Origin of the sequence: uncultured Polaribacter sp. (genome assembly GCF_947497125.1) — a bacterium.
Classification (GTDB): Bacteria; Bacteroidota; Bacteroidia; order Flavobacteriales; family Flavobacteriaceae; genus Polaribacter.
The window spans coordinates 92,121-114,653 of the sequence record NZ_CANMFI010000006.1; the positions used below are offsets into that span (position 1 = coordinate 92,121).

The 22,533-nt window shown below is 32.2% G+C and carries 14 protein-coding genes; 11 read left to right on the plus strand and 3 right to left on the minus strand.

Features of this window, described 5'->3' with window-relative positions:
* Nucleotides 1-59: 59 nt before the first annotated feature.
* Together Q0678_RS09940 and Q0678_RS09945 are read left to right on the plus strand one after the other, a co-directional pair.
* Nucleotides 60-1,184, plus strand: a complete 1,125-nt coding sequence (locus Q0678_RS09940; protein WP_299057332.1) for a T9SS type A sorting domain-containing protein — start codon at nt 60-62, stop codon at nt 1,182-1,184.
* A gap of 91 nt (nt 1,185-1,275) precedes the next feature.
* Nucleotides 1,276-3,192 carry a hypothetical protein gene (locus Q0678_RS09945; RefSeq protein WP_299057335.1) on the plus strand — a complete coding sequence of 639 codons (1,917 nt, stop codon included), beginning with the start codon at nt 1,276-1,278 and terminating at the stop codon, nt 3,190-3,192.
* Between the two features lie 5 nt (nt 3,193-3,197).
* Here Q0678_RS09945 and Q0678_RS09950 read toward each other — a convergent pair whose 3' ends face one another.
* From Q0678_RS09950 to Q0678_RS09960, 3 genes are read right to left on the minus strand one after another with little or no spacing between them, the layout of a single operon-like run.
* Nucleotides 3,198-4,391, minus strand: coding sequence for a Gfo/Idh/MocA family oxidoreductase (locus tag Q0678_RS09950; protein WP_299057338.1), 1,194 nt, complete (start codon nt 4,389-4,391; stop codon nt 3,198-3,200).
* Between the two features lie 3 nt (nt 4,392-4,394).
* Nucleotides 4,395-5,738: a Gfo/Idh/MocA family oxidoreductase gene (locus Q0678_RS09955; protein WP_299057340.1), complete on the minus strand. Its 1,344-nt coding sequence runs from the start codon at nt 5,736-5,738 to the stop codon at nt 4,395-4,397.
* Nucleotides 5,738-7,111 (minus strand): DUF1080 domain-containing protein, encoded by a 1,374-nt coding sequence (locus Q0678_RS09960; protein WP_299057343.1) that lies wholly within the window; start codon nt 7,109-7,111, stop codon nt 5,738-5,740. The genes Q0678_RS09955 and Q0678_RS09960 overlap by 1 nt, the downstream gene beginning before the upstream one ends.
* A 287-nt stretch (nt 7,112-7,398) precedes the next feature.
* Here Q0678_RS09960 and Q0678_RS09965 point away from each other — a divergent pair, with 287 nt between their 5' ends.
* The 9 genes from Q0678_RS09965 to Q0678_RS10005 all read left to right on the plus strand — a co-directional run bounded on the left by Q0678_RS09965 (nt 7,399) and on the right by Q0678_RS10005 (nt 22,431).
* The gene (locus tag Q0678_RS09965; RefSeq protein ID WP_299057344.1) at nt 7,399-8,628 is read left to right on the plus strand and encodes an enolase C-terminal domain-like protein; all 1,230 of its coding nucleotides are present in this window, start codon (nt 7,399-7,401) and stop codon (nt 8,626-8,628) included.
* A gap of 137 nt (nt 8,629-8,765) precedes the next feature.
* Nucleotides 8,766-11,603 carry a DUF1549 domain-containing protein gene (locus Q0678_RS09970; RefSeq protein WP_299057346.1) on the plus strand — a complete coding sequence of 946 codons (2,838 nt, stop codon included), beginning with the start codon at nt 8,766-8,768 and terminating at the stop codon, nt 11,601-11,603.
* 67 nt (nt 11,604-11,670) lie between these two features.
* Nucleotides 11,671-13,080, plus strand: a complete 1,410-nt coding sequence (locus tag Q0678_RS09975; RefSeq protein WP_299057348.1) for a DUF1501 domain-containing protein — start codon at nt 11,671-11,673, stop codon at nt 13,078-13,080.
* A gap of 13 nt (nt 13,081-13,093) precedes the next feature.
* Nucleotides 13,094-14,179 (plus strand): 6-bladed beta-propeller, encoded by a 1,086-nt coding sequence (locus Q0678_RS09980; RefSeq protein WP_299057350.1) that lies wholly within the window; start codon nt 13,094-13,096, stop codon nt 14,177-14,179.
* A gap of 12 nt (nt 14,180-14,191) precedes the next feature.
* On the plus strand, nt 14,192-17,050 hold the full coding sequence (locus Q0678_RS09985; RefSeq protein ID WP_299057353.1) for an alpha-L-rhamnosidase: 2,859 nt from the start codon (nt 14,192-14,194) through the stop codon (nt 17,048-17,050).
* A 76-nt stretch (nt 17,051-17,126) separates the two neighbouring features.
* Complete coding sequence (locus Q0678_RS09990; protein ID WP_299057356.1) at nt 17,127-18,125, plus strand: T9SS type A sorting domain-containing protein; 999 nt, start codon at nt 17,127-17,129, stop codon at nt 18,123-18,125.
* Entirely contained in the window at nt 18,126-19,712 is a 1,587-nt protein-coding gene (locus Q0678_RS09995) for a sulfatase (RefSeq protein ID WP_299057358.1), read from the plus strand. It begins immediately after the preceding gene.
* 7 nt (nt 19,713-19,719) lie between these two features.
* The gene (locus tag Q0678_RS10000) at nt 19,720-20,466 is read left to right on the plus strand and encodes a DUF1080 domain-containing protein (protein WP_299057362.1); all 747 of its coding nucleotides are present in this window, start codon (nt 19,720-19,722) and stop codon (nt 20,464-20,466) included.
* Between the two features lie 219 nt (nt 20,467-20,685).
* Nucleotides 20,686-22,431, plus strand: a complete 1,746-nt coding sequence (locus tag Q0678_RS10005; RefSeq protein WP_299057365.1) for a sulfatase — start codon at nt 20,686-20,688, stop codon at nt 22,429-22,431.
* The last annotated feature ends 102 nt before the right edge of the window (nt 22,432-22,533 follow it).

Here is a 22,533-nt window from a genome sequence, read left to right on the forward strand (position 1 = left end):
AAACTCAGAAAAATTTCTGAGTTTTTTTCTAAAATTAATAAAGAAAAAAACAAAATATTATGAAATTATATATATTAAAACCTTTATTATTCTTCAGTTTTGTGTTTTTTTCAGTCTATTTAAGAGGGCAAGCAACAGCGCCTGATGAAGATACAGGTTCGTATACAACTTGTAATGCCGATGGAGCAAATGCTACAAGAACGTCTGATGATTTACCAAATCCTGTTAATGTAGGTGCTATTGATGATAGAAGTTGTTACGCAAATTACAAGGAAAGTGATGTTTACGGTAAAACTTGGGGTATTTATAACATAACACACAATTCTAATCAATTCGGTTCTTCTTTACAACCTCGAATTGAAAGAGCCTTAAGTGCTTCTCTTAAAACAGGTGTGGGCAGTTTTGCAAAATTCTCTGGAATTGTAAGAATTCTTGAAGTTGGAGATACCTCAGGAACCAATAATGATGGTAGTTATTTAATTCAAGCAAAAGGAAAGCATACTGGTGGTGGTGGTTCTCCAGATCCAGCAATTTGTCTATATTTAGCAAAACCAGTATACGGTACAGGTTCAAATTCTGGAAAGCAAGTCTCGTTTGATATTTATGCAGAGCGTATTTTAGTTCGCGGTGGATCTGGAAGTGGTAGAGAAGTTGTTTTTCTAAAAAATATACTTAAGGATGAGCAAACTAGCTTTGAACTAGAGATTGGCTTTAAAGAAGACCCAAATGATGCATCAAAAAAAATACATTATTGCAATGCAGTAATAGGAGGAACGGTTTTTAATTGGAATATTCCTGACCCAGAAAGAGGAACACAATCTAAAATAAGATATGGTGCATATCGTGTTAAGGGTGGTAGAGCTCAAATTAGATGGGCAAATACAACCTATCAGAAAGCAGAGGTAGAAAATCAGTCTTTAAGTATTGATGAGAATCAGGTTACTTTATCTTCAATAAAAACATACCCAAATCCGGCAAAAAATAATTTTAAAATTCAGTTAAATAATATTGAAAATGCTACCATAGGTATTTATGATGTTCTAGGAAAAAAGGTATATCAAAAAACGAATGTAAAAGAAAGCATAGAAATTATCAATAATAATAGATTTAAAGCCGGAATTTATTTAATAAAAGTTATAGATAACAATCAAAAAGTATACTTTAAAAAACTGATTATAAATTAAGAATATTACATTTTTTATTTTTTTAAACAGGATAAAACAGGATGCGTTTTAAATAGTATCTTCATAATTTACTTGCTTAAATAAAATCTAAATGAAAAGACGTAATTTTCTTCAACTTTCAGCATTTGCAGGTGTTGGTTTATCATTACCAATGTCTGGTATACTAAATGCTTGTTCCCATCAACCAGAACACTCTTTAGAGTTTAAAAATCTAATTTCAAACTTGTTAAAAGATTGGAGTGATGGTATGTTAAAAGTGCAAATTAATGATCCTACTAATTTAGAGATTCATGGTGCTTTGGGTTGCCCATCTTGTTCACATATTCATGGTAGATGTATGGATGCTGTGTATCCTTTCTTATATATGGCAGATACAACTGGAGATCAAAAATATGTAGAAGGTGCAAAATTGGTTATGACTTGGGCAGAGAACAATGTTTCTCAACCAAACGGTGCTTGGACTGTTATTAAAAATCCAAAATCTTGGAAAGGAATTACTGTTTTTGGAGCCATTGCGCTAGCGGAAGCATTGCATTATCATGGCCATGTTTTAGATGATGCCACAAAACAAGCTTGGACAAATCGTCTAGAAAAAGCAGGAGATTATATTTATAAAGAATTTACCATAGATTTTACGAACATCAATTATCCAGGAACGGCAGTATATGGATTGAACTTGATTGGCAATGTTTTAAATAGAAAAGATTTTAAAGCCAAGAGTAAAACATTAGCATCTCAAGTAAAAGGTTATTTTACAGAAAATGAAGGGATGTTATTTGGCGAATGTAAAAAGAGCTCAAGCAAGTTAAGTGAAAAAGGACTGCATGGGGTTGATTTAGGGTATAATGTAGAAGAAACTTTAAATAGTTTGGTAATGTATGCTATTAAAGAAAAAGATGAAGAACTACTGCAAATATTAACCAAATCGTTAAATAGTCATTTAGAATTTATGTTACCAGATGGTGCTTGGGACAACAGTTGGGGTAACAGAATGTATAAATGGAGTTATTGGGGAAGCAGAACTTGTGACGGTAGCCAGCCAGCATTTGGAATGATGGCAAACATCAATCCAGCATTTGGAACAGCAGCTGTAAAAAATACGGAATTGTTACAACGTTGTACTTCGGGTGGCTTAATTCATGGTGGTCCTGGTTTTATAGAAGCCGGTATTCCACCTTGTGTACATCATACATTTACACATGCAAAACCCTTAGCAGCATTGTTAGATCATTGGGATCATTTACCAGAAATAAACTCTAATGCTAATTTACCAAGAACTACTGCAAATGGTGTAAAACATTTTAAAGACTTAGATGTCTTTCTTTTTGCAAGAGGAGATTGGCGAGGAACCGTAAGTGCTTATGACGCAGAATATCACTATAAATACGATTATAGACAAGCTTCTGGTGGAGCATTAGGTGTTTTATATCATAACAAAGTAGGGCTTTTGTGTGCTGCAAGTATGGCAGAATACGCTTTAGTTGAAAAAAACAATCAACAGGTACAACCAGGAAAAGACATTTGTTTAACGCCAAGAGTTGAAGTATATAAAGACGATGTTTGGTACACAAACTTGTACGATTTGCCAGCAACAGTTAAATCTAAGGATGAAAATGGAACCATTGAATTGCTTGCTAAAACGAAATTAAAAAATGTAAATAGAGAAGAGGTTTCAGGAACTGCTGTTTCCTTTGATATTGCATATAATTGTGATGCTAACAAAACAGAAATTAAAGTAAGTACACAACAAGACATTAAAGCACCAACTGCTTTTGTATTGCCAATAGTTTCTCCTTCAAGTGAATTGGTAACTAACGTAAGTGAAAATGAAATTACCATTCAAAAACCAGAAGGATTAGTAACTATTACTGCAAATGCAGCTATTAAAACCAAAGAAATTTCAGGAAAAAGAACCTTTAATATGGTACCCGGAGTTGAAGCATTACCTTTAGAAGTATATTTTGAAAAAGGAACAAAACAAATGGCAATATCTATAACAGTGAGTTAAAGGTTTTATAGAATAATAGTATCATTCCACTTTACAATTTTATTATGATACATAGCATCTAATCCCATTTGAACACAAACAGCTGTTTTTGCACCAGAAGTTATATTAGATAAAGGTGTTTTGTTATTTGTAATAGCATTTTTAAAATCTAACAATGCTTGTTTACTAGGGTCTAGGTGCTCTATGTTTATGTTATAGCCTTTGTTTCTATCCCATTGAGCAGTAGCGCCACTTACACCATCAACTTCACCCATTATTTTGTTTTTCTTCCCTTCAGGATAAAACCAAGCATCTTTATAATCAATAATTAGGGTTCCTTTATCTCCTAAAACTTTTATTTGATATCCATCTTTAGCGTTACTCGTTAAACAAGAAAATTTTGCTTTAACTCCATTAGCGTATGAATATGTTAGATGTACATTGTCATAAGTTTCTCTACCATCTTTCCAGTAATCAATGCCTCCTACACCCATCACTTGTGTAGGGGTTTCACCTAAAACCCAATTTACAAAATCTATTTGATGAGAACATAACTCAGCAGTTAAACCTCCAGAAAATTCTCTGTACATTCTCCAATTAATTGCTTTTTCTAAATTTGGATTTGGTACTTTTCTTCGCCAATTGCCATGCCTGTTCCATTGACATTCAAAAGCAGTAATATTTCCTACTTTTCCTTGACGAATTAATTCTACAACATGTGTGTATAATCTTGAGCTATGGTATTGATGTCCTGTTTGAAAAATAGTCTTTGAAGCTTTTGTTTTATTTACCAATTCTTGAATGCCTTCATATCCTTTTGCCAAAGTTTTTTCACAATAAACGTGTTTGCCAGCATCTAAAGCATCAATAGCAATTTTAGTGTGCGTATTAAAAGGCGTAGCAATTAGTATTGCATCTACATCTTTATTGTCTAAAAGCGCTTTGTAGTTTTTATATCCTTTGGTTTTGGTATTAGACTTTGCAATACCATTTTGCAATCGAAAAGGAATGATATCCGAAGCAGCAATAACATTAATTCCTTCTATTTTATTAATGATTGATGTTAAACCTGCACCTCTTTGGCCAGTACCTATAACGCCAAGATTAATTGTGTTATTAGGGCTATATCTAAGGTTTGATATATTGCCAAATAAGGAGTTTGTAGTTAAAATTCCTGCTGAGGCAATTCCTGTTTTTTTTATAAAGTTACGTCTTTTCAAGTTTTATATTTTAGGTTCCCAACCAGGTTCATAAGTTCTAGACCAAAGCTTCATAGCATCTCTGTCATAAATTTTCCCAGAATTTTCATCAACATTAAAACCCTTGTTAATTCTATAAGAAATGTTTGCATAATGAGTTAACATTTGAGATACTGCACCTACTTCTATAGAAGATGTTAATTTTTGTTTCCCTCTAATTGCGTCGAAAAAATTAGTTACGTGTCTTGTGGTTAAATTGCCACCACCACCTAGGGTAAGTCCACCTTCTTTTCCTCCAGATTTTTTTTCTTTAATTAATTTTCCTTTTAGATCATACAATTCATAACCACCTCTATCTACAAATACCAAGCCTTTAGATCCATAAATAATAGTTCCTCTTCCTCTACCATATTTTTGAAACGCATTTCTGCTATCTCCATCCCATTGAATGACTCTGTTATTTGCAAATTTAAAAGTGGCTTCCATTTGATCGTACATTTCCCAACCATCGCTTTTAAACTGTCTTTTTCCGGCAATTACATCAACATATTCTGGATATTTTACATCTAAAGCCCAACGTGCAATATCTAATTCATGCGTTGCATTGTTTCCCATTTCTGCAGTTCCAAAATCCCAACCATACCAATGCCAGTTGTAATTCCAAGTATCATGAGTATATTCTTTTCTTGGAGATGGACCTTGAAACAATTCCCAATTTAATCCTTTAGGTGGTGCAGCTTTTACAGGAACAGGAACTTCGCCTCTTCGATTTGTATAAAATGCTACAGCTTTGTACACATCGCCTATAACGCCATTATGTATTTCTGTAATAATTTCTTGACTTTCTAAAGATGATCTTTGCTGATTGCCCATTTGTACAATTTTATTGTATTTTTTTTGAGCAGCAACTACCAATTCATTTTCATGCGGATTGTGGCTACAAGGTTTTTCTAAATACACATGCTTGCCTGCTTGCATTGCCATAATTGCCCCAGGGGTGTGCCAATGATCTGGTGTTGCCATAAAAATGGCATCTATATCTTTATCATTAATAATTTTTCTGATGTCTTCTTCAGATTTAATTTTATAATCAATTTTTTTGCTAACTTTTTCTTGCGCTTTTTCTAATTGACTAGGCATTACATCGCACAAATATTTTAAGCGAACATTATTTTCTTTGGCAGCAATACCATCTATAAACCCAAAATATCTTCTTCCTAATCCTTGAATAGCTAAGTTTATTCTGTCATTTGAGCCAATAATATTATTATAACTTTTTGCAGACATCGCGTTAGCAGAACCTACCAAGCCAATTCCTGCAGCAGCAGTAGCTGTTTTTTTTATAAAATTTCTTCTAGAAGTGTTCATTATTTTTTCTTTTTAGTATTAGGAACTTTAATTTTAATATTTCTAAATGATACTTTATCTCCATGATCTTGTAATAAAATCTGACCTTTTTCTAACATTCCAAAATTTGGCCATTTTTCATATTTACTTCCAGCAACAAGTTTTAAAAATTCTTCACTTCCACGTTCATATTCTAAAACTTTAACATCGTTAACCCAATGCTCTACATGATTGTTTATCGATTTAATGTAAGCATTATTCCATTCTCCAATTGGTTTTAAAGGTTTTATTGGGTCAGCTTTTATTAAATCGTACAAAGAGCAAACGGTTCTACTTCCTTCATAAGAACCTCTTTTAGCATCTTCATGTAAGGCATCATCTAAAATCTGATATTCTAGACCAATAGAAGAACCTGGACCTTTATTAATTTCTGTATCTACATAATATTTAATACCACTATTTGCACCAGCAGTTAATTTAAAATCTACTTTTAATTCAAAATCACTGTACTCTTTTGTGGTTACAATATCTCCACCTGCAGTAGATTCTGCACCACCAGTATCGGCAACGGTTAATTCTCCATTTTCTATAGACCACCCTTTTTTAGGAAATTCATTTAATTTAGCTCCTCTCCAACCATTAGTTGTTTTTCCGTCCCAAAGCATTTTCCATCCAGTTCTCTTTTCTTGATATGTTAGATTATTTTTGGTGATAATTGGTTTTAGTGGAGATTTTCTGGCATATGTATCTAAATCTGTGGTTAAAATTCTAATATTTTTCCAAAGGGTTTGTTTGCCTAAATTCTTTTTATTTTTTCCAATAGAGTGCACTTGTAGGCCAATAAATCCGGCAGCATTTTTATCATCAATTAAATGAGATGCAGCCACTCCGTTAACCCAAGTTTTAATAGTGTCTGCAATTGCTTCAATTCGATAGTGGTTCCATTCATTTTGTTTAAAAGCCTTTTGAGCAGCAACATTATCTTTCAAAGGATTTAACCACAATCTTCTTTTTTCGTCATAAATTCCTCCACTCCAAGCACGTTTTGATGGATCGATCTCTACTTGATATCCATGTACCATTCCGTCTCTATAATATGGGATTGAATTACTGCGTATTTGAATGCCAGAATTCATAGTTGAATCTACTTTAAAATCAATTTCTAAAATAAAATTAGAATACATTTCATTGGTGCATAAAAAAGTGTTTGGAGTATCGGCTACGGTAGTCCCAATGATTACTCCGTTTTCATTTTTATAAGTTGCATTACCTCCTTTAATATTCCAATCTTTTAAAGAATCTTGTAGAATTAGGTTTTTCCAGGGTGTTTGATCTTTATTGCACGAAAAAAAAGTGAATGCAATTAAAATGAGATATAAATTATAATATTTCATAAGGTTAATTTAAGTGTTTGTTGAAAATTTAAAATTGATGTTGTAATTTATCAAATGTATTTCAATCAAATATCCTGTTGTGTCCTGTTAATATCATATAGGTGTTTTACAGCATATTTTTGTGCTGTTAAGATGTTAATTACTTATATCTTACTAGTGCAGGACAGTTATTTATTTCTTTTGAAATATATTTAAGGATTATTAGAATCTATCGTTAAAATACATTTAGTTTAAATATTTTCAATTTAAGAATTTTATTAATACTAACTTTTTTGAATAATTTTGAGATGAAAACAAATAGACGTCATTTTATAAAAAGTATCTCTGCACTTGGTATGATGGGTGTAACTTATCCTTTATTAAGTAACTGTACAAGTAAAAATGAAACAGCATATTTAAACGAAAAGATTACAAAAATCGAGTTGTTTCGGTATGATATTAACATCCCTCGTTATTTTTCTTGGGGTACTTGGCACAACCGCCAACATTTATTTATTAAAATATCTGCAGGAGATTTTTATGGCTGGACAGAGACACCTGCATCTAAAAATAATCCAGATTTTAAACCTACCGCTTGGGTTAAATATTTAAAACAGTTTAAGGGTTTAACATTAAGAGAAGCTCAAAAAATATTAGTATCAGAACAAGTTTTAGGCTCTAAAAGATCTCTAAAAATGTTAGAATCTTTAGATATGGGACTTTTAGATTTGTCTGGAAGACTTCAAAATAAACCTGCAGTAGATTTATTAGGTTTAACAGCAAAAAATTCTGTGCCTGGGTTATATTGCATACTAGATAAAGACGAAAAAAAAGTGAGAGAAGAGGCCGAAAAAAGTATCGAACAGAATCTAGGCCATCACTTGAAATTTAAAATGTATGGTGATGAGTTAGTAGATATGAAGTTGTTGAATACTATAAAAGGTGTTTTAGGTGATGAAGCTGTAATTATTTCTGATGTTAATAAAGGATATAAAAAATGGCAATCACTAGACGAATTAAAATCAATTTTAGTCCGTTTTAAAGATCATGGATTGAATGCTATTGAAGATCCGGCACATTTAAACACCAAGCAATGGATACAATTACAAGAAATGGTTGGCGCACTAACTTTAATACCAGACGCACCCTTGCGACCAGCTTGGAAAGGAATTAAAACATTACAAAAGGGCATGGGTGGTATTTATAATTTACATCCATCTACAATGGGTAGCTTAACACATACAACACAATTAGCAAATAAGGTAAAAGAAATGGGAGCTAAAGTGATGATAGGTGATGATAGTTTGGTAGGGCCAGCATGTTCTGCATGGCAGCAAATAGCAATAGGTTTAGGTGCAGCTTGGGTAGAAGCTATAGAGAAAAAAGAAGATTCTAAAAATTATTTAGAATGTTTGCAAAGTATTGCTACCAAAAAAGAAGCTAATGGCTATTATTCATCTAAACCAACCCCTGGTTTTGGTATAGAAATAGACATCAATCGTTTAAAAAAAGTAAGTGAATTATATATTGATGTTTAATAAAATATTTTATATAAGAAATAGTAATATTCGAATTGACTTCTTATTTTAACTAAAAATATTAAAAACAAGATACTACAGGATAATTTTATCGAAAACAAAAAATAACTTTACCATAGTATTTTATAAGGTATTATATGGATAACACAAACTGGGTATTACAATTATTAGGGCGTTTACATCCTTTATTGGTGCATTTTCCCATAGGGCTATTGGTGGTTGCTTTCGTGTTAGAGATTTTCACAATAACAGGAAAACATAAAGAGCTTAGAAAAGGTGTAAATTTGATGGTATACATTGGTGCGAGTTTTGCTGTTTTTTCTGCATTATTTGGTTGGTTTTTAAAAACCCAAGAAGAATATTCAGGAGATTTAGTAGATAACCATCAATATACAGGAATTGCAACAGCAGTTTTATCTTTGCTTACCGCGTTATTTTTAAAATCGGGTTTAAAAAAGTTACCTGTAAAGTTAAAGGCATATCGAATTTTATTCTTTGCAACTATAATTTTATTAACAATAGCAGGGCACTTAGGAGCAAATTTAACACATGGAGAAGATTATCTTTTAAGTGTTTTACCAGGAAATAAAGAGGTATATACTAAAAAAGAATCTGGTAATTTACTTACAGAATTAAAAGGAAAGTCGGAATTATCAGTTTTACAAAAAGATAAATTAAGCTTAGAAGTAAGAGGTCTTTTTGCGCACAAATGTTATCAATGTCACAGTGAAAATAAACAAAAAGGGCAGTTAGTTTTAGAGCATAAAGAAGGTGTTTTTAAAGGTGGTAAATCTGGTTTAGCAGTTGTGCCGGGTAAACCAGAAGAAAGTGAAATTTATAAAAGAATTATACTACCAGAAGGTGATAAAAAAGTAATGCCAACCAAAGGTAAATTACTAACTAAGGATGAAATAGCCCTCGTAAAACTTTGGATTAAAGATGGTGCTCATTGGTCTGATGATGAAGTAAAGGTGTTTCCAGAAGCAGCATTGGTATTGGTAAAACCAGAACTACCAACGGTAACTAACGAAAATCATCCTCTAGATAAAATAATAAGTTCTTATTTTGATAAAAATGATATTTCTTGGAAATCTTTAATTTCTGATAGAAAATTTATAAAAAGGGCATATTTAGATGTTGTAGGCTTATTGCCAGAACCTTCAGTTATAGATGCTTTTGTAAATGATGTCAATCCTCAAAAAAGAGAATTATTAATAGATGAGTTGTTAAATGATTCAGAAAATTACACACAGCATTGGTTAAGTTTTTGGAACGATTTATTAAGAAATGATTATAGTGGAACAGGTTTTATAACAAAAGGAAGGTTCCAAATTACAGGATGGTTGTACAATTCCTTAAAAAAGAATACTTCTTATGATCAGATGATTAGTCAGCTTATAAATCCAGACAAAAAATCGGAAGGGTTTATAAAAGGAATTCAATGGCGAGGAGTTGTAAATTCTAGCCAAAGTACAGAAATGCAAGCAGCTCAAAATATTGGACAATCTTTAATGGGGGTTAATGTAAAATGTGCTTCTTGCCATAATAGTTTTGTTAGTAATTTAACCTTAGATCAGGCATACAGTTTTGCTTCTATTTTTGCAGAAGAGCCTTTAGAATTAAATAGATGTGATAAACCCATAGGTAAGTTTGCAAAAGTAAATTTTTTATATCCAGAATTAGGGAGTGTAGAGGCAGAAACTCTTGAAGAACGTTTGCTAAAATTATCTGAAGTAATGATTAGTAAACAAAATGGACGTTTGTATAGAACTATTACAAATCGTTTTTGGGAGCGTTTAATTGGTAGAGGTATTGTAGAGCCTTTAGATGAAATGGACAATACACCTTGGAATGCAGAATTATTAGATTGGTTGGCAGCAGATTTTATAGATGCAGAGACCGATTTAAAGCATTTGATAAAGCGTATTATGACCTCTAAAGCCTATCAATTACCAATAGTAAACTACAAAACACAAGAAGATTTAAAGAAAAATTATGTTTTTAAAGGCCCCGTTTTAAGAAGGCTAAGTGCAGAGCAATTTTCGGATGCTATTAGTCAGGTTGTAGCACCAGTTTATGAGGCAGTTGCGTACAATCCTAACGAAGAAAAAATGCCTGCAAAAAGGATTTGGCATCATCAGAAAGACTTAACAAATACAGTATTGCCATTGCCTGGGAAGCGCTATTTTAGAAAGCAATTTAAATTGTCAAAAAAACAAATAAAGCAAGCTTCAGTTTTAATTTCTGTTGATGATTCTTACAAACTTTTTATAAATGGTAATAAAGTAGGAGAGGGAAATAATTGGACAGAAGTTGGTAATTTTGATGTAACAAGTCTACTGGTTAAGGGCGATAATATTATTGCTATAGAAGGTAATAATGAAGGTAAAATAGGAAATCCAGCAAGCATTTTATTTGCACTTAAAGTTACATTTAATGATAAAAAAGTGTTCAAATTATTTTCAGATACATCTTGGGTAAGTAATGATAAAACATCCAATTCTAATTGGGTTTCATTAGATTATGATGCTAGTAACTGGGAAAAAGTTCGCAATTATGGAGATCATAATTGGGGTAAATTATTAGATTTTACTTTCAGAAATCATAAAAAAACATTTGCAAGAGCTAGTTTGGTAAAACAGCATTCTTTTTTAAAATCTTTAGGAAGGCCAAATAGAGAAATTGTAGTTTCTAAAAGAGAAGAGCAAGCTTCATTATTGCAAGCTTTAGAGCTTACAAATGGTGTTTTTTTTAATGGTATTTTAGAAAAAGGAGCAGAAAAATGGCTAGATACATATGAGTACAATAGCGCTAAAATAGTAGATGCTTTGTATCAGAAATTATTAGGAAGACAACCTTCTTCTGATGAAAAAAAGATTGTAATAGCTTCCTTAGGAGAGCAACCAAGCATAGAACAAGTTCAAGATGTTTTTTGGTCGGTTTTAATATCTCCTGAATTTCAATTTATAAACTAATACGAACTCTAGGGGTATGAAGTATAAAAATAATAAAATAAGTTCGCGAAGAGAATTTATAAAAAAAATGACTGCAGCAAGTATTGCTGCTTCTGCAACAACAATTCCTATTGCAAGTCTTTTAAGTTCTTGCTCATCAGAAGTACAAAAAAAAGCAGCATCTGCAGATACTGTTATTTTACTTTGGATGGCAGGAGGAATGGCACACACAGAAACATTTGATCCTAAAAAATATGCTCCTTTCGAAAAAGGATTGGATACAAAAAAAGTATTAAGTACGTTTCCAAAGCATCCAACAGCTGTAGATGGGTTAGAGTTTTCAGAAGGGTTGCAGTCTATTGGTGATGTTATGGATAAAGGTGCGATTATAAGATCTTATAAAGCTGCAGATTTAGGGCATATTTTACACACAAGGCATCAATACCATTGGCACACTTGTTACGAGCCACCTCAATCTGTTCAGGCGCCACACATTGGTGCTTGGATTGCTAAAGAGTTAGGGCCAGCAAACCCAGTAATTCCTCCTTTCATTTCTATTGGGCAACGTTTTACAATGGGAGAGGCAGAAGAGTTAAAAGCATTTCATTCTGCAGGGTTTTTAGGAAATGAATATGGTCCATTTTTAATACCAGATCCTTCAGAAGGATTAGACAGTGTTCGTCCTCCAGAAGGAATGTCTTTAAAACGTTTTGAAGCCCGTTATAAATTATACAAAGAATTGTCTAATAAAAGCGAGGTTATGGAGCAGGCAAGCGATTATCAAAGAGAATCGTTAATGCGTTCTATGGAGCAGTCTTACAGACTTTTAAATTCTCCAGAAGCCAAAGTTTTTGATTTGTCACAAGAATCGAAAGAGGTTTATGATACTTATAACACTGGTCGTTTTGGATTGGGTTGTTTATTAGCCAAACGATTGGCGCAAGGTGGAGGAAGGTTTATAAGTGTTTCTACAGAATATGAACCCTTTTTAGGTTGGGATACACACGCAAATGGGCATACAAGAGCAAAACAAATGAAAGCTTTAATTGATAGGCCTGTAGCACAGTTGATTAAAGATTTAGACGAATCGGGTCATTTAGACAGAACTTTGGTTATTCTAGCTAGCGAATTTAGTAGAGATGCTATTATGGAAGGCAGACCAGGAGAAGAAGTTAAAGATCAAGCAAAAAATCAGCCAGATAAAATAAACAATATAAAGCATTATGGTATGCATCGTCATTTTACAGACGGAGGCTCTATTTTAATGTGGGGTGGAGGTATTAAAAAAGGATTGGTATACGGGAAAACTGCAGATGAAAGACCATGTGTTTCTATAGAAAAACCAGTAGTTATAGATCAAGTACATCAATCTGTTTACCATGCTTTAGGCATTGATTCTCAAACACATTATGAAGTAGAAAGTAGGCCTTTTTACACGACTCCAGATGGAAAAGGAAAACCTATTTTAGACCTTTTTGGTAGAGAAATGAAAGCATAAAAATTATCAGAAAATGAATCGCAAGCAATTTTTAGGAACTACAGTTAAAGCAGCAGCGGGTATACTAGCTGTACCTCACTTTCATATTTTAAAATCAAAACCAAAAATGTACGATACTATTATTGGTCATGGAGATTTTAAGTATAAAGTTCATAAATCTTGGGGAGATTTAGATCGTAAAATAACGCCTGTAAAAAACTGCCATGAAATGGTAATGGACTCTAAAGGGCGTCTAATAATGGTAGGAGATAATACCAGAAATAATATCTTAATTTACGATAAATCTGGTAAGCTTTTAGATTCTTGGGGTGTTCGGTACAAAGGTGGTCATGGGCTGTCTTTATGGAACGATGGTTCTGAAGATTTTATATTTATATGTGATTCTAAAGGGCAAAGTGTTATAAAAACAACAACCGATGGACGTGAGTTAATGATTCTAGAGCATCCATCAAAGTATGGGGCTTATGATAAAAAAGATGCCTATAAACCAACAGAAAGTGCTATTGCACCTAATGGAGATATTTATATTGCAGATGGCTATGGTTCTAATTATGTACTTCAATTTACGAAAGATGGCGACTTTATTAGAAAAATAGGAAGTGGAAGAGGGATTGGTCAAGATCAATTTCAAACAGCACATGGCGTTTGTATTGACTATAGAGGTAAAGGCAATCCAACGTTATTAATAACCTCTAGAGCTGCAAATTGTTTTAAACGTTTTACTTTAGATGGAAAATATATAGAGCAAATAGATTTGCCAGGTGCGTTTGTGTGTCGCCCAGTAATTCACAATGATAATTTATATTCAGGAGTCTGTTGGTCTTCAGAACACGATTATATGGAAGGTAATCAGAACACGCATCCAATACGTACAAATCCAAAATCTGGTTTTGTAACTATTTTAGATGAAAATGGTAAAGTAGTTTCTAATCCCGGAGGGACAAAACCAAAGTATAAAAAAGGAAAGTTGCAAAGAATGGTTCAAGAAGAACCAATTTTTAATCATTGCCATGATGTTTGTATAGATGCTGATGAAAATTTGTATGTATGCCAATGGAATGCTAATAAAACATACCCAATAAAATTAGAAAGAGTTTAAAATTTAGATACCATGAAAACCATAAAAAAATCACTTATTTTTTCTCTGCTATTTTTTGCAATTTTTTCTTGCAGTTCAAAAAAATCAGAAACTTCTACTAATTTATTGTTTCAAAAATTGACAATAAATTCAAAACAAAATCCAACCGCTATAGAGCATAAACAACCTATGTTTTCTTGGGTTGTTGCCGCAGAAGGATTTAATAAAACGCAGTCAGCCTATCACATTTTAGTGGCATCATCAGAAGAAAAATTAAACAATAATGATGCAGATATCTGGAACACCAAAAAAGTAAAAAGTAACAAATCATCTTTTGTAAAATACAATGGAGAGACTTTAGTAGCCATGCAAAAGTATTTTTGGAAGGTTAAAATTTGGGATGAAAACGCAGCTGTTTCAACTTGGTCTGATGTTCAAGAATTTCAAATGGGGCTAATGGATAAAAAAAACTGGGGAGCTTCTAAATGGATTACCTTACAAAAAGATACCAGAACATCTCCATATCAATTTAGAGATTATAAAACAGGTAGAATGCAAAATAAACCTGCAATAAAAGTAAGTGGTTTTGCGGCTAGTTATTTTAGGAACGAATTAGAGATTGATAAAAAAATAGAATCTGCACAAGCATATATCTGCGGATTAGGGTATTATGAGTTGTATTTAAATGGAGAAAAAGTGGGCGATCATGTGTTAGATCCTGCACCATCAAATTATGATAAACAAGCCTATTATGTAAATTATGATGTAACATCAGCATTAAAATCGGGTAAAAATGCATTTGGTATTATTTTAGGAAATGGTTTTTATGCCCAAGATATTTCTTGGAAAAGAGATCCAGAATCAGAAAAAGACATGGCATACGGACCACCAACTGTAAAATTTTTACTAAAATTAAAATACACAGATGGTTCTACTAAAGATTTTTATACCGATAAGAATTGGAAAGAATCTACTGGCCCAATTGTATTTAATAATATTTATGGAGGAGATACGTATGATGCACGTTATGAAATAGGAAAATGGAATACAGTTGGTTATGATGATGCTACTTGGGGAAATCCGATAGAGGTCTCTCCAAAATTGAGAAACATAAGTGCAAGTCAAATTCCACCAATTAAAAAATTAAAAGAATTAGTGCCACAAAAAGTATTTAAAGGCACACATGGCGAGTGGATTGTAGATTTTGGACAAAATATTGCTGGTTGGGTGCAATTAAATGTGAAAGAAAAAAAAGGGCAACTTATAGATGTAGTAACTACAGAGGCATTATTAACCAATGGAAAAGATATTTTTAAAGGCTCTACAGGTGGAGGAGCAAATGGAATGACGCAGGTGTATAAATATATATGTAAAGGAGAAGGTTTAGAGTCTTGGGAACCTAAATTTAGTTACCATGGTTTTCGATATGCAAAGATTACAGGAATCTCTAGAAAACCAGATGCAGAAATGATTAAAGCTATTCTGGTTGCCACAGATATTAAAGAGACTGGCAGTTTTACTTCTTCTGATGCTTTATTAAATAAAATGCATACAATCAGCAAATGGACAATAGTTGATAATATGCACGGAATACCAGAAGATTGCCCGCACAGAGAAAAATGTGGTTGGTTAGGAGACGCACACGCGTTCTGCGAATATGCATTGTACAATTATGATTTATATGATTTCTATAAAAAATATATGGAAGACATTAAAACTCAAATGAGACCTACAAAAGGGCATAATAATCCAGAAATTAATTTTCAAGTACCTACAATGATTGCTCCTGGAAAAAGAACATCTACCTATGCAAAAATAGATTGGGGTGTGGCAACAATGTATTTACCTTGGTACAATTATAAGTTTTATGGTGATGATGAAATTGTAAAAGAGTATTATGAACCAATGAAAGGTTTGACAGATTTTTATTTGAATTTTAAAGGAAAAAACGGAATTATGCAAGACGGAATGGGAGATTGGTGTCCGCCACTTTGGGATAGAAAGAAAAACCCAAGTGCTATGGAGTGTGATCCTATTATTTCTGCCAATGCCTATTTTTATGATGTGTTAGGTGTAATGGAAAAATTTGCAAAAATGAATGATGATGTTGCTTATGAAGCCAAAATGAAGCAAGAAAAAGAAGCATTATTAAAAGCCTTTAATAAAGAGTTTTTAGTTGCTATACCGAATACAAAACATAAATGGTATCAGAGTCAAACAGCTACAGTACAAGCTTTGCAATTTGGGCTGGTGCCAGAACCAGAAATTGAAACAGTTGTAAATGGTTTGGTACATAATATCGTTGCGGTAAAAGGTGGTCATCATTCTACAGGAATTCACGGAAACAGATATATTTATACGGTTTTAACAGAAAACGGACATGCAGATTTGGCTTATCAAATTTTAACCACCCCAAATTTTCCGAGCCAAACTTATGTTATGAATTCAGGTTTTACAACCTGGCCAGAGCGTCAGTTTATTTGGGAAGAAATGGAAGGGCCTACAAATTCATTAAATCATCCAATGCATAGTGGCTTTTCGGCTTATTTCTTTGAAACTTTAGGGGGAATAAAATCATCAATTGATGCTCCTGGGTTTAAAGAGTTTACTGTAAATCCAGAGTTTTCAGAGAAAATAACTTCAACATCAGTTATTGTGCCAACACCCTATGGGAGTATAAAAAATGAATGGAAAAGTGAAAAAGGAAATTTATCTATAGAACTTGAAGTGCCTTTTAATACCAATGCAAAATTAATTTTGAATGCAAAAGAATTGGAAACGTTACAGATAAATGGTTCTCCTTTTAATAGTAAAGTAGAGACTGTAGCTAAAGATAAAACAAACATAGTTTTAGGGTCTGGAAATTATAAAATTGAGTATAAAAAATTATAAAATACAGTCATTACAGCACAGGATACTTTACGATTATAGTTCGTGTATTTTTGACATTACTCATAAAATTAAAATAATGAAAAACAGCATTTTATATTTAGTATTTTTATTAACTTCATTGCAATTACTTGCACAAACAGCCACCTGCGATGGTTCTCTCCCTTTTGAAGAAAAAGAGGGTTTGTTAACGATAGAGATGGAGTCTGGTATTTTTCCTTCTGGATCTGATTGGAAAACTGGTAGCGAGCCTGATCCTAATTTAACAGGATCAACTATAAATTACATTTATTGGGATGGTGCACAGTCTTTTAGTGCTTTAACAGGAAGTCAAATAACTTACAATATAAAAATTAATAATCCTGGTACCTATAGATTTGCTTGGCGTGGACGTATTGGGGCAGGAGATTCTGGAGGAGAACATAATGATGCTTGGCTTAAAATAGTTGCAGATGATTTTTATGCAACAAATCAGAGTAGTGCAACTTCTTCAGGAGCATTAGAACCTAAACCTAATTGTACTAGTAACCCAGATAGAGATTGTCCGGCAGGTTCTACTACTGGTGGTTATTTTAAAGCTTTTATGAATAGGCATCCTGTAAACTTATCAGTAGAAGAACGTTGGGGTTTTGTAACAAACACTAATGATCATAATTCTTTTAGATTTATATGGGCAACTTTTAATACTGCAGGTAATTATTCTATAATGGTAGATGCTAGATCAAATTTCTTTTTTATGGATAAAATGGTATTACGCAGAACTGATGTTTCTGATGGTGCTGCTTTTAATTTGAATAATCCACAATCTTCTTGTTTTGATGCTTCATTATCTACTAATGATGTTCTTAAAAAAGAATTATCAATTTATCCAAATCCAACAGAAGGTAACCTTGAGATAATAAACTTCCCTACAAATTCAAGCTTAATTATCTATAATGTTTTTGGAGCTACAGTTAGAAAAATAGTAACAAAAAATTCAACAGAACTTATTGATATTAGTGATTTAAAAAGTGGAGTGTATTTTATTTCTAATACTGACAAAAAGAATCATTTTACAAAAAAAATAATTAAACTATAATTGATTAAAGTCTATAAAAAGTTTCTATTACTGTCTTTAATTTTGCTTTTTAATTGTAACAAAGAAGAGGTTGTAAAACATAAAAAACCAAACATCTTATTTATTCTTGTTGATGATTTAGGCTATCATGATTTAGGTGTAACAGGCAGTACATTTTACGAAACACCAAATATAGATCAGCTAGCAAATCAAAGTGCAAAATTTACACAAGGGTACGCTGCAAGTAGAGTTTGTAGCCCTTCTAGAGCCAGTATTATGACTGGTAAATTTACAGCAAGACATGGAATAACAGATTGGATTGGTGCAAAAGCAGGAGAAGATTGGAGAGCAAGAAACAGACATGATAAATTATTGCCAGCAAACTACATTCAAGCTTTATCAAAACAAGATGTAACTATTGCAGAAGCTTTTAAAAAAGCAGATTATAAAACTTTTTTTGCAGGTAAATGGCATCTTGGAGGCCAAGGTTCTTACCCAGAAAACCACGGCTTTGATATTAATAAAGGTGGTTTTCATAGAGGAGGTCCTGTAGGTGGTTTTTTTGCACCATTTAATAATCCTAAATTAAAAGATAACCAAAAAGGAGAAAATTTAACCATTCGTTTGGCGGAAGAAACTGCTAAATTTATCAAGCAAAATAAAGACACTACTTTTTTTGCTTTTTTATCTTTTTATGCAGTGCATGCGCCCATACAAACCACAGAAAGCAAATGGAATAAATACAGGGATAAAGCAGATAGTTTAGGAATTGCAAAGTCTGGCTATAAATTGGAACGTGTTTTACCTGTAAGGCAAGTGCAAGACAACCCTATTTATGGCGGATTAGTAACAACTATGGACGATGCTGTGGGTATTGTTTTAAAAGCTTTAAAAGAAAATAACTTAGATAAAAACACCATAGTAATTTTTACTTCTGATAATGGAGGTGTTGCCTCTGGAGATAATTATGCAACAAGTAATTTACCGTTAAGAGGTGGTAAAGGATACCAGTGGGAAGGAGGAATAAGAGTCCCTTTTTTTATAAAAGTACCTTGGTTAGAAAATATACGTGCAGAAAGAAATTTCCCTGTAATTCATAGTGATTTTTATCCAACGCTTTTAGATTTAGCAAATATTCCTTTACAACCAGAACAACATAAAGATGGTATTAGTTTAAAACCAATTTTAGAAGGAAGTAATTTAGATGTAGACAGACCATTGTATTGGCATTATCCTCATTATGGAAATCAAGGTGGAGAACCTTCGTCAATAATTCAGTTTGAAGGTTGGAAATTAATTCATTATTGGGAAGATAATAGAGAAGAACTTTTTAAACTTCCATCTACTGAAAAAGATGAATTGAATGTAATACACAAATACCCAATAATAGCTACTAAATTAAGTAGTCAATTGCTAAGTTGGTTAGCAGAAGTAAATGCAAAGTATCCAGAAAAAGATAAAGAATATGATAGTATTAAACAGCAAAAAGTTCTTTATATAAACAAAAATAATAAGTTAGAATCTTTAGAAAATAATAGGCTAAAAGTACTTTCAAAAGATTTTAAACCAAATGCAAATTGGTGGAAAAGCAAAGTAATTATTGATTAAAAAAACCATGAAAAAAATTATCTATTTAGCATTGTTTAGTTTCAGTATTTTTCAATGTCAAGACTCAAAAAAAGAAGATTTTAAATCTATTTTTAATGGTAAAAATTTAGAGGGTTGGAGTGGAGATGCAACTTATTGGTCTGTTGAAAATGGCGTTTTAGTGGGTGTTGTTACACCAGAAACTATTTTAAAGAAAAATACATTTGTTATTTATGAAAAAGAACAACCAAAAAATTTTGAGTTAAAACTTGAATATAAAATTTCTGACTCAGGTAATAGTGGTATAAACTATAGAAGTCAGGTTATAGAAAACAACCCATTTGCTTTAAGAGGTTATCAATGTGATATAGATGGTAAAAATAAATATACGGGTCAAAACTACGAAGAGAAAAAGCGAACCACACTTGCTTATATTGGAGAAAAAGTTGTGATTAATAATATGCCAGACACAATACCTAACAATAACATCAGAAAAAATGTAAAAAAGAATTGTTGGCAAACAAGAGAAGTTGTTGCTTCTTTAGGTGATAAAAAAGAACTTACTACTCACATTAAAGGAAATGATTGGAATAAAGTTCATTTAATCATCAAAGACAATCACTTGCAGCATTATATAAATGGTGTTTTATTGAGTGAAGTGATAGATTTAGATACTATAAATAGCACTAAAAAAGGTTTTATAGGAGTACAAGTACATGTTGGACCACCTATGAAAGTTGAGTATAAAAATATACGATTAAAGGTCTTAGAATAACTATTTCTTATCAGAGTTGTTTTTAGTATAATTAAATGACTGTTTTTATCAATCACTTTTTTATTTTTAAGATTGACCTTACTTGTAAATGATGTGTTGTCTTTTAAGGAGTAAGAGAATAATTGTTAAAACTGTATAAACTGAACTTCATAACAGTACAGGACTCCACTTCAATAAAATTCATTTATTTTTGAATAACACACAAATTTATTTAATTATATGAAACTAAGAAATACGTTTACTTATGTTACTTCATTTTTTTTATTAAGCTTTTTATTGGCATGTCAGTCTCAAAAAAAAGAGATAAGTAGTACAAAACCGATTAATATTCTTTGGTTAGTTACAGAAGATATGGGGCCATATATCCCTCCTTTTGGAGATACTACAGTAGCAACACCTAATTTAACAAGATTGGCAAAAGAGGGTGTAGTTTTTCCTAATTTATATTCTACATCTGGTGTTTGTGCACCAAGTAGAGCGGCTATAGCAACAGGAATGTATCCTTCTGGAATTGGTGCAAACCATATGCGTACAACTTCTTATACAGAAGTAACGGGTTTACCAAAGTATGGAGCTGTACCACCACCCGAAACAAAAATGATAAGTGAATTGCTTCGCTTACAAGGTTATTATTGTACCAATAATTATAAGGAAGATTATCAATTTAAGGCGCCCGTTACTGCATGGGATGAAAGTAGCCCTTATGCACATTGGAGAAATAGAGCAAAAGACCAACCTTTTTTTGCTGTAGTAAATTTTACAGAAACGCATGAGTCTGGTTTGTTTGAACCTTATGGCTTTAGAGAAATAGAAACCAGACATTATTATTCTGGTGAAAGCAATTACAATTGGAAAAATAAAGGAAAATCTCATGCAAAAAATAGAACATTAGAAGTAGAAACAACAATTCATATTTCTAAAAACACCAAATTTAAAGTGCCTCCTTACTTAGTTGATAGCGAAGTTACGCAAAGAGATTTGTGGAAAATGTATAACAATATTGCAGAAATGGACAAGCAGGTAGGTGCTGTTTTAAAGCAATTAGAAGAGGATGGTTTGTTAGAAAGTACCATTATTATGTTTTATGGCGATCATGGTGGGCCGTTGCCAAGAGAAAAAAGATTGATTTATGATTCTGGTTTAAACACGCCAATGATAGTGCGTTTTCCAGAAAAAAAGAATGCAGGAACAAAATTTAATCACTTAATTAGTTTTGTAGATTTTGCTCCAACTTTACTTTCATTAATTAACAAAAAACCGAAAGATTATATGCAAGGCAAAGCTTTTTTAGGAGCTTATCAGTCAAAAGAACCTCGTAAATATATACATGCAGCAGCAGACAGGTTTGATGGTTTTACAGATGCAATAAGAGCTGTTAGAGATACAGATTTTAAGTATATTAGAAATTATAAGCCAGAGCAAGGGTACTATTTGCCCGTAGATTACAGAGAGAAAATACCTGCTATGCAAGAATTATTAAAATTTAGAGCGGCCGGGAAGTTAAATGAAACACAAAAACAATGGTTTAGGGCAAACAAACCCAAAGAAGAATTGTTTAATTGTAAGCTAGATCCTTTTGAATTGAACAATCTTGCTGATAATCCAAAATACAAACACAAGCTAAAAGAGTTACGTTTAGAAATGGACAGTTGGTTGGCTAAAATTGATGACAATCCTAATTTAGCGGAAGCTGATTTGGTTAAAAAACTGTGGAATAATCAACCTACAAAGCCGATTACCGCAAAACCATTTGTAGCCTTAAAAAATGGTAAAATTATCATTACTTGTGCTACAGAAGGAGCTTCTATAGGGTATAAGACAAATTTAAAATCTAAAAGTTGGAAAGTATACTCAGCACCTTTCTCATTAGGTATTAATCAAACTTTGATTGTAAAATCTCATAGAATAGGATATGAATCAAGTGAAATTTTAGAAACTGATTTAAACAAATTAAAAGTCTATTAATTTATGGTACTTTTTATGTTTAAAAAGCTAATTATTTATTGTTTTTAGATTTTTTGTTTTTTTTACAAATTAGTTAGTTTGCAACTTTTTTGATTTCGTATT